The 17,960-nt window shown below is 50.1% G+C and carries 7 protein-coding genes; 1 reads left to right on the top strand and 6 read right to left on the bottom strand.

Translation table 11 applies throughout. The features are described 5' to 3' along the window. Positions 1-52: 52 nt before the first annotated feature. Positions 53-436 (top strand): hypothetical protein, encoded by a 384-nt coding sequence (locus AC5ZC7_RS14995; protein ID WP_496158117.1) that lies wholly within the window; start codon positions 53-55, stop codon positions 434-436. 104 nt (positions 437-540) lie between these two features. Here AC5ZC7_RS14995 and AC5ZC7_RS14990 read toward each other — a convergent pair whose 3' ends face one another. From AC5ZC7_RS14990 to AC5ZC7_RS14965, 6 genes are all read right to left on the bottom strand, one after another. After that, on the bottom strand, positions 541-1,098 hold the full coding sequence (locus AC5ZC7_RS14990; protein WP_496158118.1) for a dihydrofolate reductase family protein: 558 nt from the start codon (positions 1,096-1,098) through the stop codon (positions 541-543). A gap of 81 nt (positions 1,099-1,179) precedes the next feature. Further along, the gene (locus tag AC5ZC7_RS14985; RefSeq protein WP_496158119.1) at positions 1,180-1,965 is read right to left on the bottom strand and encodes a helix-turn-helix domain-containing protein; all 786 of its coding nucleotides are present in this window, start codon (positions 1,963-1,965) and stop codon (positions 1,180-1,182) included. A gap of 30 nt (positions 1,966-1,995) precedes the next feature. Next, positions 1,996-2,664 carry a hypothetical protein gene (locus AC5ZC7_RS14980; protein WP_496158120.1) on the bottom strand — a complete coding sequence of 223 codons (669 nt, stop codon included), beginning with the start codon at positions 2,662-2,664 and terminating at the stop codon, positions 1,996-1,998. A 38-nt stretch (positions 2,665-2,702) separates the two neighbouring features. Further along, a complete protein-coding gene (locus tag AC5ZC7_RS14975; RefSeq protein ID WP_496158121.1) occupies positions 2,703-3,014 on the bottom strand; it encodes a DUF1905 domain-containing protein in 312 nt (103 codons plus the stop codon). Positions 3,015-3,123: 109 nt separating this feature from the next. After that, complete coding sequence (locus tag AC5ZC7_RS14970) at positions 3,124-4,056, bottom strand: PorP/SprF family type IX secretion system membrane protein (RefSeq protein WP_496158122.1); 933 nt, start codon at positions 4,054-4,056, stop codon at positions 3,124-3,126. A gap of 20 nt (positions 4,057-4,076) precedes the next feature. Next, complete coding sequence (locus AC5ZC7_RS14965; RefSeq protein WP_511911572.1) at positions 4,077-17,960, bottom strand: Ig-like domain-containing protein; 13,884 nt, start codon at positions 17,958-17,960, stop codon at positions 4,077-4,079.

The following is a 17,960-nucleotide window of genomic DNA, read 5'->3' as shown; positions in this document are numbered from 1 at the left end:
GGAAGCCGAAAACTGTAGTATTAAAGAGTAGGCATGCTATCAATATTGAATCATGAAATTACTGACAAAAATTTTAATCCCCGCCTTAATGGTGGCCGCATTGTTTAGTGCCTGTAAGAAAGACAAGGATAATGCACCAGCCGGAAAAACCCACAAAGTAGTATTCAAGGCAGTAGCTTCTGCTGGCGTTAATTTAACGGACGTCGCTTATGGTTATGATAGCCAGATGACGACTGCTACCAATCTCAGCGGCACAACCTGGACCAGTCCGGAAGTGAACACTCCTGCTGACGCAATAAGCGTCGGTGTTAGTATTGGTGGACATGGAGGCACTACTTCTACTATGAAAGTACAGATTTATGTAGATGGAGAACTGAAGAAAGAAAGCACTGCTTCAGGTGAAATACTGGCGGCATCTGTCCAGCATTTCTTCTAATATAATTTAAGTACGCAAAAACGAAGCACAGCACCGACGCTGTTCGCTTGTCAGATGGATCATTAAAAAAAGGAGACGCTGGATCACCAGCGTCTCCTTCGTTTTTACGCCGGTTGTCCGGCGGCATAGTAAAGCGCTACCACACCACGGTCAAGCGGTTGCGTTTTTGTCAGTACCAGTCCGGATATCATGTCTTCCCCAAAGAAACGCTTTCCACTGCCCATGATCACCGGGTGTACCAGGAAGCGGTATTCATCTATCAGGTTCAGGGCGGCCAGTGATTGGATCAACGCAGCGCTGCCTTCTATCTGGATATCCTTGCCTGGTGTTTGTTTGAGCTGTGTCAACGTGTTGACTATATCATCTTTGATGATAGTGGTATTGTTCCAATCGGCCTGCTCCAACGTAGCAGATACTACATATTTAGGCGAATTGTTTAGCTGATCGGCTACCCCCATTTCATTGTTTTTCAGGGAAGACCAATACGGGGCCAGCATTTCATACGTTTTACGGCCGAACAGGAAGGCGCCTGATTCGAGGATACCGTCACGGATATACGCTCTTCTGTCTTCGCTGTCATAAGGAGCAAACCATTGTCCCATAGTGTCTGCATCAAAAACGCCATCGAGTGTTACCCAGGCAGAAACGATTATCTTTCTCATATGTTTTCGGTTTTATGATACAAAGTAACAGCAGCGCCCAGCCAAATGATAGAACAAACCCGACAATCTTCCGGAAGGCCGTTAGCGGGGGAAATCATTGGCCGCTTTCAGGTATTCCAGCGGGGAGTAGTTGGTGAATGCTTTAAACGCGCGGATCAGGTGACTTTGATCAGCATAGCCATTGGCATAGGCCACCTTAATCATATCCGTGAATTGATTTTGCTCCAGGTGTTGCAATGCCGAATGGAACTGGCAAATCCGGCTAAAGGTTTTGGGAGAAAGGCCTACATGGGTTTCAAACAGCCGCTGTAAAGTTCGCTCGGTAACATATAATTCTTGCTGCAGCGCAGGGAGGGAAACAATACCATGCTGACTTTGTATGATCCGGGTGGCATAAGCAATCGCCTCCGGTGAAGTGGCTTTGCGGGAAGCAGCCAGTTTTAGCACATAGCTATCCAGCAGCTGTAAGCGGGTATGTAAATTGGGGGCATTTAATAATTGTTCTTGCAGACGCATGGTTTTTGCAATCGGGGTAACGCTCAGGTCTATACTAAGATCCGTTAGTTCCCTGGCATCCGCTTCAAAAAGGAATTTTAACATGTGCGGATAAAGAAAGTAGGCAATCACGGTCACATGCCCGGACACATGCAGGGAAATTGGTTTTATATTCTGCCCATATAATACCAGGTGATCTGTTTTGCTACCGGCGGTCAAACAGGGGTTAGTGAGTTGGAAAACAATGCTGGGATAGCCTTTGGCGATGAGGGGCAAAATACTCTCCCGGAAAATATTATTATTTTCTATTACCACAATACTACTGATATAATCAGCAATAGGAGCAGAAGGTAAAATCAATTGCGTTCTCATGACTGACTGGAATGAAAAATGAGCTTGCTGCTAGTTCTCAAATTTAACGTCTTTCAACCGATTCCACTTAGGTGACCGGTAAATGCGATTTAGGGTATTTTTTTTATTTTTTGAAAGATAGTAATCAAATTTTTGTTTTTTTAAATCTCCGGTATAAATAAATGGATAACAATAAGTGTCGTCATGTATGGTACCCACTAATATAAACGTACTGTCAGAGAGCCAGGCGGCTTCCTCCAGCCCGGCAGACACTTCCATCACCATTAACCGCTTAAGGGTATGATGGCGGTAGTCGCCCAGGAACAGGTACTGGTCTACATCGTAAACAGGAGTAATAGTTGTTTTCCCATTTGTGCGAACAGTATCAAAAACCATCATCCCGCTGTAAAAATCCAGGTACATTTTTTTATCGGGTGTATAGGTGATCAGCTTTCCATAAGTCTGTTGGAAGTTGTGATCGTTATTGAAGAGCTGGTTGTCTTCCATTCTATTTTCGAAGTCACTGGTACGGATGTGTTGAAATGCCGGCAGGTTAAAATCAGATATGGTGCCGGTCCAGTGTTTTAGCCAGGGATCGGTTTGAAATACCGTTTGGTAAGCTGCAGGATCTTTTTGTCCGGCTGCGGTTAAACTTAACAGGCAGAGTATGGCCACTGCCAGAAATCGTGGGAATCTTGCTACTACGGGGTGCGGGTTCATAGCAGCAAATTAAGCAATTTGAAGGAAAATATCCTTAGCTACAGTCGCGCTTCGAGCCGGATAGTAACTGTATCGCCGGCTTCTTTTCCAATTGCTTTTCGAAGATCTGCCTTGATAGGCAATTTATGGGTGCCATTACCCAGGGCCATGAAGGAACTTTCGAAAGGATGTTTATCTACAAGGCCTTTTACTTTCACCAATCCCCTGGTTCCGAAAAAAGCTACCGATTCCGGCCAGATGAGGTAAGTCCATCCTCCTTTGTTAGTGCTTCTGAGCAGGGTGGCCGAAAACTCTTTGTTTAAAGGCTGACCGTTAGATGTTGCTTTGCGGGATGTTGTTACAGGTCTCATAATACTTGTTTTATTGATGACTGTATGGTATCCCAAAGTTATTTTCATTAGCACAAACACACGGGGTGAAGCGCGTATTTTTTCGGGGCAATTGCGACAAAATCAGATGTTATGGTCTGAACAGGTTGACGGTAAGGCCTATTTCATAACCGCCGTCTATATAAGTTTTCATGCCATTGGTTTGTGTGGTATACGTCGCTTGTAAAGTAGCCGTTTTCAGGATGTTGACACCAATACCGCCGGTAAAGCTGCCAGAGGTATGATAAAGTGCCAGGGCATTCACTACTTCCCGCAGGAAGCCTATATGAAGACCAAAGTCGAATATATTGTCGTACCCTTTTACGCCGCGATAGCATACTTTGGGTATGATGCTGCTGATGGCACCCTCTGGCAGGAATTTATAGGAGATGGCGGTGAAATAGATGGTACCGCCATCTACGGCCTTATCGTCGCCCGTAAACAGCGTCCGGACATTCGGTAAGGACGCCTGAATATTCCAGTGGGTATTGGTGTAGGCCATACCGAACTCGCCTTCAAAGTAGTTATCGCGGCGGTTAAATGCACCGATGGAGGGGTCAGCGCCGTCTCCGTTAACGGCTTTATAATCTATGCGCTGGAAGTTCATGGCGAGGGAAAGACCGAAATGGAGTACTTGCTCCCGGTCTCCCAGGGGGAGATGATACGCATAGGAAAGGGCTACGCGGGTACGGCTCATCAGCCCTGCCTGGTCATTAAACACGTGAATACCTGCGCCTACCCGGTCGCCGATATAGCCATCAGCCGTAAAGAATTTGGAGATGGGGGCGCCATCAATCCCATTCATTTGCCGGCGGTAGGCGGCATTCAGATGTAGTCCGGAATCAATACCTGCCATTGCGGGATTGGCCAGGTATTGATTCTGGAAGTATTGGGTGGAGGAGGGCTCCAGCAATGCGGGGGTGTTGCTGAGTGATTGCGCACTGCCTTGCAGGAAGCCTGCCATCGCCAGCAACAGTATGCTTATGTATTTGCAATAGACGTGTATGCCAGATGAAAAACGCATAATATCATAGTTTAATCGGGTTATTGCTGATCCCGGATGATGGTAATATATCCTTTCGCTGTTTTGGTATCGCCACTGATCGTCAGAATATAATAGTAGGTTCCTTCTGCCAGTGGATGTCCATTTACAGTACCATCCCACTCGTTGTTATAGTTTCTGCGCTGGTACACTATTCTGCCGGTACGGTCATATACTTTCACTTCATTATTCGGGTAGCTGTCGATGTTACGGATTACCCATTTATCGTTTTTACCATCGCCGTTTGGTGTCAGGATGTTAGTGGATTCTACCTTGAAATCTTCTACCACTGAGATGTTGATGCTGCTGCTATTGCTGCATCCTGCTGTGTTGACCGCTGTTACCTGGTAAGTAGTATTCTTCATAATCCTGGCCTGTAATACCGCGCTTTGTTGTCCGCTGATGATGCCGTCTACGGTTGCCCAGTTGTAGCTGTTGCCGCCGGTAGCTGTCAACTGAAGAATATCTCCTTTCGATACGGTGCTGCCTTTGTTGCTGCTGATGTTAACATCCGGCAGCGGGTTGATGGTAAGGCGGAAAGTACGTTGCCTGGTATCTATGCCGCCATTGGCAGTACCGCCGTTGTCTTTGATGGTCACGGTGATATGGGTGCTGCCGCTGTTGATATTACTTTTCAGCTGGTAATGCAGTATGCCGGTGTTATCCTCTACGCTGAGCATATCAAAGTCGGGCTGGTCTGCTGCCACTGTGAGGTGGTAGGTTTGTCCGGGTTCTACCGCTGAGATACCCGTTAACTGAATGGTATGTTCGGTGGTACCGGCGCAATTGCCCGCATCCGGAATTGGATCCAGGGTAGGCGCCTGGTTGAGGAAGGCCTGGGAGATATTAACCAGGATGATTGTTGGTGTGCTGGTATTCAGTTCGTCACTCACGGTAACGGTTACACGTACGGTGGTACCAGCTTTGCTGCTGAGGATCGCTGCATTTTTCACGGTAATAGTGCCGTGGGCATCTATGTTGAATGCACCGCCGCTTTCATCAGCAGTGATCATCCAGTTTTGGAGGATACCGCTTGCATCTGTAGCGGTGAGGGTGCCAGCTACGGTGCCTGCCGGGCTATTGAAGTCAACGTTTAATGTTTGGGCGGTAATTACTGGCGGCGTAGCATCGTAAGTGAACTGCAATGCGTTAGAGGCAGTGTTATCGTTACTACCGGCGTTGGTGGCAACGCCAGCCGGTACGTTTACATCCACCACTCCGTCGCTGAGTGGGGTGATCACAGCAGTATAACTGATATGATCTGTTGTTTGCAGGTTGCTCACCGTTGCATTGGTGGCCAGGATACCGGTAGTAGTAAAGCCATTCACCATTTCAGTGAAGGTGATGGTAACGGTTACCGGGGTATTTACCCGTACAGGGGCGCTGGTAGCGACCACTACACCCGGATGTGCGGTGTTTACGAATACGCCGCTGGTATTACCTACGTTGTTGAGCGTGAGTACAGCATCTTTGCCGGCGCTGTTGCGGATGGGGCCGGAGAGGGCAGTACCTAATGTAATGCCATCCATATCCATGTCACCATTTTGTACGGTATAGCTGAATACGAAGGTATTGGTGCCGCTGCCACTGATTAGTATAGCTTGTTTATTCGCCGCGCCTACGACTACATCCAGGGATGGCGTACCGGTAGCGATTACGTTTTCACTGAAGTGTGCGGTGAAGCGGAGTGCTTGCCCGGTGTGGTAGGTGCCATTCGCTGGTACGTCTACAGCGGTGATGACCGGTGCCGTGCCTGCATAAACGAGACTCAACATATTGGAAGCAGTGTTGCTATTGTTACCCACGTTCACGGCTACACTGGCAGGTACTTGTACAGTAACCGCACCATCTACACTTGGTGTTACCAGTACAGAATAAGTGATGTTGTCCGTAGTCTGGAAGTTGCTGAGACTGGCGTTGGTAGCGGTGATATCAGGCATCGTAAATCCGGTCACTGCTTCAGAGAAGTTGATGGTAGCGGTAAACGGTGCAATCACCGGTGAAGTAGCGGTTGTGCTAATCACTACGCCTGGTTGAGAAGTGTTCACTAATACACCGCTCGTATTACCAATGTTGTTGAGCGTGAGTACGGCATCTTTGCCGGCGCTGTTGCGGATAGTGCCGGAGAGGGTGGTACCCAATGTAATGCCATCCATATCCATATCACCGTTTTGCACGGTGTAGCTGAATACGAAGGTATTGGTGCCGCTGCCACTGATTAGTATAGCTTGTTTATTCGCCGCGCCTACGAGTACATCCAGGGATGGCGTACCGGTAGCGATTACGTTTTCACTGAAGTGTATGGTGAATTGGAGTGCTTGCCCGGTGTGGTAGGTGCCATTAGCTGGAACATCAACAGCGGTGATCACCGGCGCCGTGCCTGCATAAACGAGACTCAACATATTAGAAGCAGTGTTACTATTGTTACCTACGTTCACGGCTACACTGGCAGGTACTTGTACAGTAACCGCACCATCTAAACTTGGTGTTACCAGTACAGAATAAGTGATGTTGTCCGTAGTCTGGAAGTTGCTGAGACTGGCGTTGGTAGCGGAGATATCTCCTATCGTAAATCCGGTTACTGCTTCAGAGAAGGTGATGGTAGCGGTAAACGGTGCAATCACCGGTGAAGTAGCAGTAGTGCTAATCACTACGCCTGGTTGAGAAGTGTTCACTAATACACCGCTCGTATTACCCACGTTGTTGAGCGTGAGTAAGGCATCTTTGCCGGCGCTGTTGCGGATAGTGCCGGAGAGGGTGGTGCCCAGTGTAATGCCATCCATATCCATGTCACCATTTTGTACGGTGTAGCTGAATACGAAGGTATTGGTGCCGCTACCACTAATCAGTATAGCCTGTTTATTTGCCGCGCCTATGAGTATGTCCAGGGATGGCGTACCGGTAGCAATTACGTTTTCACTGAAATGTACGGTGAAGCGGAGTACCTGGCCCGTGTGGTAGGTGCCATTAGCTGGAACATCAACAGCGGTGATCACCGGTGCCGTGCCTGCATAAACGAGACTCAACATATTAGAAGCAGTGTTACTATTGTTACCTACGTTCACGGCTACACTGGCAGGTACTTGTACAGTAACCGCACCATCTAAACTTGGTGTTACCAGTACAGAATAAGTGATGTTGTCCGTAGTCTGGAAGTTGCTGAGACTGGCGTTGGTAGCGGTGATATCTCCTATCGTAAATCCGGTTACTGCTTCAGAGAAAGTGATGGTGGCGGTAAACGGTGCAATCACCGGTGAAGTAGCAGTTGTGCTAATCACTACGCCTGGTTGAGAAGTGTTCACTAATACACCGCTGGTATTACCCACGTTGTTGAGCGTGAGTACAGCATCTTTGCCGGCGCTGTTGCGGATGGGGCCAGAGAGGGCAGTACCTAATGTAATGCCATCCATATCCATGTCACCATTTTGTACGGTATAGCTGAATACGAAGGTATTGGTGCCGCTGCCACTAATCAGTATAGCCTGTTTATTCGCCGCGCCTATGAGTACGTCCAGGGATGGCGTACCGGTGGCGGTTACGCTTTCGCTGAAGTGTATGGTGAATTGGAGTGCTTGCCCGGTGTGGTAGGTGCCATTCGCTGGTACGTCTACAGCGGTGATGACCGGCGCCGTGCCTGCGTAAACGAGACTCAACATATTGGAAGCAGTGTTGCTATTGTTACCTACGTTCACGGCTACACTGGCAGGTACTTGTACAGTAACCGCACTATCTACACTTGGTGTTACCAGTACGGAATAAGTGATATTGTCCGTAGTCTGGAAGTTGCTGAGACTGGCGTTGGTAGCGGTGATATCTCCTATCGTAAATCCGGTTACAGCTTCAGAGAAAGTGATGGTGGCGGTAAACGGTGCAATCACCGGTGAAGTAGCAGTTGTGCTAATCACTACGCCTGGTTGAGAAGTGTTCACTAATATACCGCTGGTATTACCCACGTTGTTGAGCGTGAGTACAGCATCTTTGCCGGCGCTGTTGCGGATGGGGCCAGAGAGGGCAGTACCTAATGTAATGCCATCCATATCCATGTCACCATTTTGTACGGTGTAGCTGAATACGAAGGTATTGGTGCCGCTGCCACTGATTAGTATAGCTTGTTTATTCGCCGCGCCTACGACTACATCCAGGGATGGCGTACCGGTAGCGATTACGTTTTCACTGAAGTGTATGGTGAATTGGAGTGCTTGCCCGGTGTGGTAGATGCCATTAGCTGGAACATCAACAGCGGTGATGACCGGTGCCGTGCCTGCGTAAACGAGACTCAACATATTGGAAGCAGTGTTGCTATTGTTACCTACGTTCACGGCTACACCGGCAGGTACTTGTACAGTAACCGCACCATCTACACTTGGTGTTACCAGTACAGAATAAGTGATGTTGTCCGTAGTCTGGAAGTTGCTGAGACTGGCGTTGGTAGCGGAGATATCTCCTATCGTAAATCCGGTTACAGCTTCAGAGAAAGTGATGGTAGCGGTAAACGGCGCAATCACCGGCGACACCGCCGTTGTGGAAATAACGATTCCCGGATGTATAGTATTCACCCGGACACCACTGGTATTCACGGGTGGTAGTGTGAGTACTGCACTGTTGCCGACGCCATCCTTTATAGTGCCACTGAGGGCGGTGGCCAGGGTAATGCCGTCCATGTCCAGATCACCGTTTTGTACGGTGTAGCGGAACACTAACGCGGTACTGCCACTGCCGCTGAGGAGGGTGGCTGTTTGGGTAGTGGCCCCGATCACCATATCCAGCGATGGTGTGCCTGTTGCGTTGACTATCTTACTAAAATGTACTGTAAAAGTAAGGGTTTGCCCTTCATGGTAAATTGCATTTAACGGTACATCTATAGCGGTAATGACGGGCGCCGTATGGTTATACAGCAGGCTCAATGTATTGGAAGCCGTGTTATCATTGTTCCCTGCGTTGATAACTACACCGGCAGGTACCTGTACGGAGACCACGCCATCTGTGGCAGGAGTTATCAGTGCTGTATAGGTAATATTATCCAGGGTTTGCAGATTGCTGACAGTGCCGTTGGTGGCAATAATATCACCCGGTACAAAGCCCGTTACGGCTTCTGTAAAAGTAATGGTGGCGGTAAACGGTTGATTTACCGGCGAAGTAGCTGTGGTGCTGATGCTTACTCCCGGATGCAGGGTATTCACCAGTATTTTGCTGGTGTTAACCACCGGAAGTGTCAACACCGCGCTATTGCCGGCTATATCCTTTATGTTACCACTGAGGGTGGCTGCCAGTGTAATACCATCCATGTCCAGGTCGCCGTTTTGCACGATGTAAAGGAAGCCCAGTGTATCGGACGCTGAGCCACCCTGGTAAGTGGCTTGGCGGATGGTGCTGCCGATGGTGATATCGAGTGTAGGCGTTCCCGTTACTGATACGGTTTCACTAAAATGTGCTTTAAACCGCAGGCCGTCACCGAGGTGATAGATGCCGTTGGCGGGTATGTCAATTGCGGTGATAGTGGGAGCGGTGGCGTCGTAAGTAAGACTTAGCGTATTAGAAGCGGTGTTGCCATTGTTGCCGGCGTTCATGGCGGACCCGGTTGGTACCTGTAAGGTAACACTGCCGTCAGCGGCAGGCGTTACGAGTAGGGTATACGTGATATTGTCTGTTGTTTGAAGGTGGCTGAGGGCGGCATTGGTGGCGGTAATACTGCTTGTAGCCAACCCGGTGACCGGTTCGCTGAATGTAATAGTAGCCGTGAATGCATGATTGATGGGGGACGTTGCCGCAGTGCTAAGTGTGACCGTTGGATGTACAGTATTCACCAATACGTTGCTGGTATTCACTGCGGGGAGTGTGAATACACCGCTATTGCCAGCTATATCCTTTATGGTACCACTAAGGGAAGTGGCCAGTGTGATGCCGTCCATATCGAGGTCTCCGGCTTGTACAATGTACAGGAAGCCCAGCGTATCTGCACCGGAACCTGCCTGGTAAGTAGCTTGCCTGATAGTGCTGCCAATTGTGATATCGAGTGTAGGCGTTCCTGTTACTACCACCGCTTCACTGAAATGTGCTTTAAACCGCAAACCGTCACCGAGATGATAGATGCCATTGGCAGGTACGTCTATTGCAGTAATCACTGGTGCGGTGGCATCATAGATGATACTTAATGTATTCGACGCTGTGTTGGTGTTCATACCTGCGTTGGACGCTACACCGGCAGGTACCTGGAGGGTGACCGTGCCATTAGCTGCCGGGGTAACCAGTACGGTATACGTGATATTATTCGTTGTCACGAAGTTGCTAAGGGTAGCGTTGGTAGTGGTAATGCCGCCAACCACAAATCCGGTGACCGCTTCCGTGAAAGTGATAGTTGCGGTGAACGGTTGATGAAGTGGTGAAGTAGCACCGGTACTGATGCTGACTCCCGGATGCGCCGTATTAACGAGTACCCCGGAAGTGTTACCAACATTGCTCAGGGTAAGTACCGCGTTGTTACCAGCTATATCCCGGATGGTACCGGATAAGACGGTACTCAGTGTAATACCGTCCATATCCATATCGCCATTTTGCACGGTATAACTGAATACCAATGCATTGCTGCCACTACCGCTGACGAGGGTGGCCGCTTTAGTAGTGGCCCCGATAATAATATCCAGCGAAGGAGTACCTGTTGCGTTTACTATCTCACTAAAATGTACGGTAAAGGATAATGCCTGCCCTTCATGGTAAATAGCATCGGCAGGTACATCTACAGATGTAATCACCGGCGGTGTATGATCATAAACAATACTGAGTGTATTGGAGGCGGTATTATCATTGTTGCCTGTATTAACGGCCACACCAGCAGGCACCTGGAGGGTAACAGCACCCGCTGTTGTTGGGGTAACCAGCACGGTAAATGTGATATTATCGGTGGTCTGGAAGTTGCTGAGGGTGGTGTTGGAGGTAGTGATACTCCCTGCTGTAAACCCTGTTACCGCCTCTGTAAACATAATGTTGGCGGTAAATGCCTGGTCCACGGGTGAAGTAGCAGTAGTAGAGATGGCTACCCCCGGATGTATGGTATTGACCAATACTCCGCTGGTATTCACTGCCGGGAGCGTGAGTACTCCATTATTGCCCGCTAAATCCTTGATGGTGCCGGCAATGGCTGCTGCCAGTGTGATACCGTCCATGTCCAGGTCGCCTGTCTGTACCATGTATAAGAAGCCCAGTGTATCTGCACCGGAACCTGCCTGGTAAGTGGCTTGTCTTACGGTGCTGCCAATGGTAATATCGAGTGTAGGCGTTCCTGTTACCACCACCGGTTCGCTGAAATGAGCCTTGAATCTTAAACCGTCGCCGAGGTGATAGATGCCATTGGCCGGTACGCCTATCGCTGTGATGGTAGGAGCGGTAGCATCATAGGTAACGCTGAGTGTATTGGAAACGGTGTTACCGTTGTTCCCTGCATTGATGGCTGCACCGGCGGGTACCTGTAAGGTAACGCTGCCATTGGCGGTAGGCGTCACCAGTACCGTATATGTGATATTATCTGTTGTTTGGAGATTACTGAGCGTGGCATTGGTAGCGTTGATACCTCCTGCCAAAAGCCCGGTCACTGCTTCGCTGAATGTAATGGTAGCGGAGAACGGCTGATTGACTGGCGAAGTAGCCGCGGTGCTGATGGCTACGGTGGGATGTATGGTATTGACCAATACTTTGTTGGTATTCACTGCCGGGAGTGTGAGTACGCCGCTGTTACCGGCCAAATCCTTGATGGTACCTGTAATGGCTGCTGCCAGTGTGATACCGTCCATGTCCAGGTCGCCTGTTTGCACTATGTATAAGAAGCCCAGTGTATCCGCACCGGAACCTGCCTGGTAAGTGGCTTGTCTGATAGTGCTGCCAATGGTAATATCGAGTGTAGGCGTTCCCGTTACTACCACCGGTTCGCTGAAATGAGCTTTGAATCTTAACCCGTCGCCGAGGTGATAGACGCCATTGGCAGGTATATCTATCGCTGTGATGGTAGGAGCGGTAGCATCATAGGTAACGCTGAGCGTATTGGAAACGGTGTTACCGTTGTTTCCTGCATTGATAGCAGCACCAGCGGGTACCTGTAGCGTAACGTTGCCATTAGCTGTCGGCGTCACCAGTACCGTATACGTGATATTATCTGTTGTTTGGAGATTACTGAGCGTAGCATTGGTGGCGTTGATGCCTCCTGCCAAAAGCCCGGTCACTGCTTCGCTGAATGTAATGGTAGCGGAGAACGGCTGATTGACTGGCGAAGTAGCCGTGGTGCTGATGGCTACGGTGGGATGTATGGTATTGACCAATACTCCGCTGGTATTCACCGCCGGAAGTGTGAGTACGCCGCTGTTACCGGCTAAATCTTTGATGGTGCCGACAATAGTTGCCGCCAGTGTGATACCGTCCATGTCCAGGTCGCCCGTTTGTACCATGTATAAGAAGCCCAATGTATCCGCACCTGAACCTGCCTGGTAAGTGGCTTGTCTTACGGTGCTACCAATGGTAATATCGAGTGTAGGCGTTCCTGTTACCACCACCGGTTCGCTGAAATGAGCTTTGAATCTTAACTCGTCGCCGAGGTGATAGATGCCGTTGGCAGGTATGTCTATCGCCGTGATGGTAGGAGCGGTAGCATCATAGGTAACGTTGAGTGTATTGGAAACGGTGTTACCGTTGTTCCCTGCATTGATGGCTGCACCAGCGGGTACCTGTAAGGTAACACTGCCGCCAGCTGTAGGCGTCACCAGTACCGTATACGTGATATTATCCGTTGTTTGGAGATTACTGAGCGTAGCATTGGTGGCGTTGATGCCTCCTGCCAAAAGCCCGGTCACTGCTTCGCTGAACGTAATAGTAGCGGAGAACGGCTGATTGACTGGCGAAGTAGCCGCGGTGCTGATGGCTACGGTGGGATGTATGGTATTGACCAATACTCCGCTGGTATTCACCGCCGGAAGTGTGAGTACGCCGCTGTTACCGGCTAAATCTTTGATGGTGCCGGCAATAGCTGCCGCCAGTGTGATACCGTCCATGTCCAGGTCGTCCGTTTGCACCATGTATAAGAAGCCCAGTGTATCCGCACCTGAACCTGCCTGGTAAGTGGCTTGTCTTACGGTGCTGCCAATGGTAATATCGAGTGTAGGCGTTCCCGTTACTACCACCGGTTCGTTGAAATGAGCTTTAAATCTTAACCCGTCGCCGAGGTGATAGATGCCGTTGGCAGGTACGTCTATCGCCGTGATGGTAGGAGCGGTAGCATCATAAGTGACGCTGAGTGTATTGGAAGCGGTATTGCCGTTGTTCCCTGCATTGATGGCTGCACCGGCGGGTACCTGTAAGGTAACGCTGCCATTGGCGGTAGGCGTCACCAGTACCGTATATGTGATATTATCTGTTGTTTGGAGATTACTGAGCGTGGCATTGGTAGCGTTGATACCTCCTGCCAAAAGCCCGGTCACTGCTTCGCTGAATGTAATGGTAGCGGAGAACGGCTGATTGACTGGCGAAGTAGCCGCGGAGCTGATGGCTACGGTGGGATGTATGGTATTGACCAATACTTTGTTAGTATTCACCGCCGGAAGTGTGAGTACACCGCTGTTACCGGCCAAATCTTTGATGGTGCCGGCAATGGCTGCTGCCAGTGTAATACCGTCCATATCCAGGTCGCCCGTTTGCACTATGTATAAGAAGCCCAGTGTATCCGCACCGGAACCTGCCTGGTAAGTGGCTTGTCTTACGGTGCTGCCAATAGTAATATCGAGTGTAGGCGTTCCTGTTACTACCACCGGTTCGCTGAAATGAGCTTTGAATCTTAACCCGTCGCCGAGGTGATAGATGCCGTTAGCAGGTATGTCTATCGCCGTGATCGTGGGAGCGGTAGCATCATAGGTAACGCTGAGCGTATTGGAAACGGTGTTGCCGTTGTTCCCTGCATTGATGGCTGCACCAGCGGGTAGCTGTAAGGTAACACTGCCGCCAGCGGTAGGCGTCACCAGTACCGTATATGTGATATTATCTGTTGTTTGGAGATTACTGAGCGTGGCATTGGTAGCGTTGATACCTCCTGCTAAAAGCCCGGTCACTGCTTCGCTGAATGTAATGGTAGCGGAGAACGGCTGATTGACTGGCGAAGTAGCCGCGGTGCTGATGGCTACGGTGGGATGTATGGTATTGACCAATACTTTGTTGGTATTCACTGCCGGGAGTGTGAGTATGCCGCTGTTACCGGCCAAATCCTTGATGGTACCTGTAATGGCTGCTGCCAGTGTGATACCGTCCATGTCCAGGTCGCCTGTTTGCACTATGTATAGGAAGCCCAGTGTATCCGCACCGGAACCTGCCTGGTAAGTAGCTTGTCTTACGGTGCTGCCAATGGTAATATCGAGTGTAGGCGTTCCTGTTACTACCACCGGTTCGTTGAAATGAGCTTTGAACCTTAACCCGTCACCGAGGTGATTGATGCCATTGGCAGGTATATCTATCGCTGTGATGGTAGGAGCGGTAGCATCATAGGTAACGCTGGGTGTATTGGAAACGGTGTTACCGTTGTTCCCTGCATTGATGGCTGCACCAGCGGGTACCTGTAGCGTAACGCTGCCATTGGCGGTAGGCGTCACCAGTACCGTATATGTGATATTATCCGTTGTTTGGAGATTACTGAGCGTGGCATTGGTAGCGTTGATGCCTCCTGCCAAAAGCCCGGTCACTGCTTCGCTGAATGTAATGGTAGCGGAGAACGGCTGATTGACTGGCGAAGTAGCCGCGGTGCTGATGGCTACGGTGGGATGTATGGTGTTTACCAATACTCCGCTGGTATTCACTGCCGGGAGTGTGAGTACGCCGCTGTTGCCCGCTAAATCTTTGATGGTGCCGGCAATGGCTGCTGCCAGTGTGATACCGTCCATGTCCAGGTCGCCTGTTTGCACTATGTATAAGAAGCCCAGTGTATCTGAACCAGAACCTGCCTGGTAAGTGGCTTGTCTGATAGTGCTGCCAATGGTAATATCGAGTGTAGGCGTTCCTGTTACCACCACCGGTTCGCTGAAATGAGCCTTGAATCTTAACCCGTCGCCGAGGTGATAGATGCCATTGGCAGGTATATCTATCGCTGTGATGGTAGGAGCGGTAGCATCATAGGTAACGCTGAGTGTATTGGAAATCGTGTTGCCGTTGTTCCCTGCATTGATGGCTGTACCGGCGGGTACCTGTAAGGTAACGCTGCCATTAGCGGTAGGCGTCACCAGTACCGTATACGTGATATTATCCGTTGTTTGGAGATTACTGAGTGTAGCATTGGTGGCGTTGATGCCTCCTGCCAAAAGCCCGGTCACTGCTTCGCTGAACGTAATAGTAGCGGTGAATGGCTGGTTGAGCGGAGATGTAGCCGCGGTGCTGATGGCTACGGTGGGGTGTATGGTATTCACCAATACTCCGCTGGTATTCACCGCCGGAAGCGTGAGTACGCCGCTGTTACCGGCCAAATCTTTGATGGTGCCGGCAATGGCTGCTGCCAGTGTGATACCATCCATGTCCAGGTCGCCCGCCTGCACCATGTATAAGAAGCCCAGCGTATCTGCACCGGAACCTGCCTGGTAAGTGGCTTGTCTGATAGTGCTGCCAATGGTAATATCGAGTGTAGGCGTTCCTGTTACCACCACCGGTTCGTTGAAATGAGCTTTAAATCTTAACCCGTCACCGAGGTGATAGATGCCATTGGCCGGCACGTCTATCGCCGTAATAGCAGGCGATAGGTTATCATAAACGCGTGACAAAGTATTTGATGCACTGTTGCCATTCAAGCCGGTGTTAGTGACGGTATTAGCGGGTAGTTGTACCGTTACTGTACCATTGGTTACAGGCGTTAGAGTGAAGGTAAAGGTAATGCTGTCGGCGGTCAGCAAGTTGGAAATCCCTCCGTTGGTAGTAGTGAAATCTCCTGTTGTTAAGCCACTCACTTTCTCCGTAAAGGTAGCGGTGACAGAAAAAGGTTGATTCAGAGGAGAGGTACTGGCGGATGTCAGGGTTACACCGGGTATTGCTGTATTCACAAACACATTAGCGGTACTGCCAACTGATTGAAGTGGCAGCAGGGCATTGTTGCCCGCAGAATCTTTTATAGCACCGCCGTTGGTGGCAATGGCAGCGCCCAGGGCAATGCCGTCCATGTCCATATCTCCATTCTGTACGGTATAAGTAAATAAAAGTGCTTTGGTGCTGCTGCCGCTTACATAGCTGGCTTGTTGTACGGTACTGCCGATGGTGACAGGGACGGAAGGGGTACCAGTGACCACCACGGGCTTGCTGAAGTTAACGGTAAAGTTGAGGGGTTGGGAAAGATGATAATAGCCATTCAGCGGCACTCCTACAGAGGTGACGGCAGGCGCCACATTGTCTATTACCCAGGTATAGCTGGCTGGGGTAGCGGTTACGTTACCTGCCTGGTCAGTTGCCTTTACCTGCAGGGTATGTGATGTGGCAGACAAACCGGTTAAGGTGAGCGGCGAGGTAACAGCCGAATAGGCGCCTCCATCCAGGCTTGCCGCAAACGTAGCAGTTTCGCTGGCGGTGAAAGTAAAGGTGGCGCTGGTACTGTTAGTCAGTGCTGGTGGAAAGGTTTTGATGGTATCTGTGGGAGCTGTTTTATCAATCGTATATACGTCGCCGCTGGTGTAAGGCAATCCCGTTACGGTGTTGCCGATGCCGGTACCGCTTACATCTAGTCGTAGTGTGCCATCCCCGGTGCCGGTGTTGACAGTCACAGTATAAGTGGTGCCGCTGCCGCTTACGCTGGAAACGCTGCTGCCGCTGATCCCGGCGGTGGTAAGGGTGAAGGCGGAAGTGCTGACGCCAGTGGCGGCACCGCTGAAGGTAACGGTATATTGCACGCTGCTGGCGTTGGTAGGACTGCTACCTGTTTTGGTGACGCTGCTAACGGAGATGGCGGGTGGGGTTAGTTTGATAAACCGTCCATTACCAGTGGCGGCGCCATCGCCCGCAAATACGGTACCGTGGCTATCCACCACCAATCCCCACGGGTAGAACAGGCTTCCGATAGTAAGGCCGGTAAAAATTTCCGTGCCGGTGGCGCCCACACTTACAGGCGCCGTATACTTCATAATATGTGACCTGTTGGCAGGAGAAGGCGCTGTTTCAGTGGCGTAAAGATTATCCTGGCCGTCTATTGCAAGCGATGTATATCCTTTACCACTACCCAGTGTGGTAGCGGCATAGCCGGGGGCCGTGAGCTTTATCAGGCGGCCATTGGAGGCATTATTGGGAAAGTCAATGACATAAATATTGTTGGAATGGTCGGTTACAATGCCCCAGGGATAGGTGCCGAGGCCGGATGCTAAGGGTAATCCATTATATACTACGGTGCCGGTGCCGGTAAGATTGCCGGCGGCATATTTAACCACCTGGTAGCTGGTAGTGGATGAATTGTATTCGAGCGTGAGGAGGTTATCGCTGCCATCTACGGTCAATGCGGTGTAATAGTTGCCACTTTGTATAACGGACGCAGTATAAGTGCCGGCTGCCAGTTTAATAATCTGCCAATGACTGGCAGCATCGGGGTTCATAATAAAAATATCGCCGGCGCTGTTAGCTGCGATGGCCCAGGGGTATTCGGAAGCGCTAAAGGCTAAACCCTGGTAAATGGCGGTGGGTGTGCCGGTTCCATTGGTATATTTCAGTAGTTGATATTTACTGGTAGCGGAGTTGTAAGCGGTTACATAAATGTTATCCAGGTTATCTTTACCTACCGCAGTATAATACTTGCCGGTTTCCAGCACGCTGCTGGTATACTGCGCATTCACCGGCAGTGACAGGAATATGATACCGAATACCCACCCGAGTATTTGTAACGCACGAAAGTAAAAATGTTTCAT

The organism is Chitinophaga sp. 9-1-y (assembly GCF_059511905.2).
Note: the sequence above shows the minus strand (reverse complement) of the source record. Positions and strands in the feature narration are given on the sequence as shown.

Excerpts from the sequence above, each read along its gene's own strand:
- AC5ZC7_RS14995 (WP_496158117.1), top strand. The coding sequence starts at position 53 with ATGAAATTACTGACAAAAATTTTAATCCCCGCCTTAATGGTGGCCGCA.
- AC5ZC7_RS14965 (WP_511911572.1), bottom strand. The coding sequence starts at position 17,960 with ATGAAACATTTTTACTTTCGTGCGTTACAAATACTCGGGTGGGTATTC.
- AC5ZC7_RS14985 (WP_496158119.1), bottom strand. The coding sequence starts at position 1,965 with ATGAGAACGCAATTGATTTTACCTTCTGCTCCTATTGCTGATTATATC.
- AC5ZC7_RS14990 (WP_496158118.1), bottom strand. The coding sequence starts at position 1,098 with ATGAGAAAGATAATCGTTTCTGCCTGGGTAACACTCGATGGCGTTTTT.
- AC5ZC7_RS14970 (WP_496158122.1), bottom strand. The coding sequence starts at position 4,056 with ATGCGTTTTTCATCTGGCATACACGTCTATTGCAAATACATAAGCATA.
- AC5ZC7_RS14975 (WP_496158121.1), bottom strand. The coding sequence starts at position 3,014 with ATGAGACCTGTAACAACATCCCGCAAAGCAACATCTAACGGTCAGCCT.
- AC5ZC7_RS14980 (WP_496158120.1), bottom strand. The coding sequence starts at position 2,664 with ATGAACCCGCACCCCGTAGTAGCAAGATTCCCACGATTTCTGGCAGTG.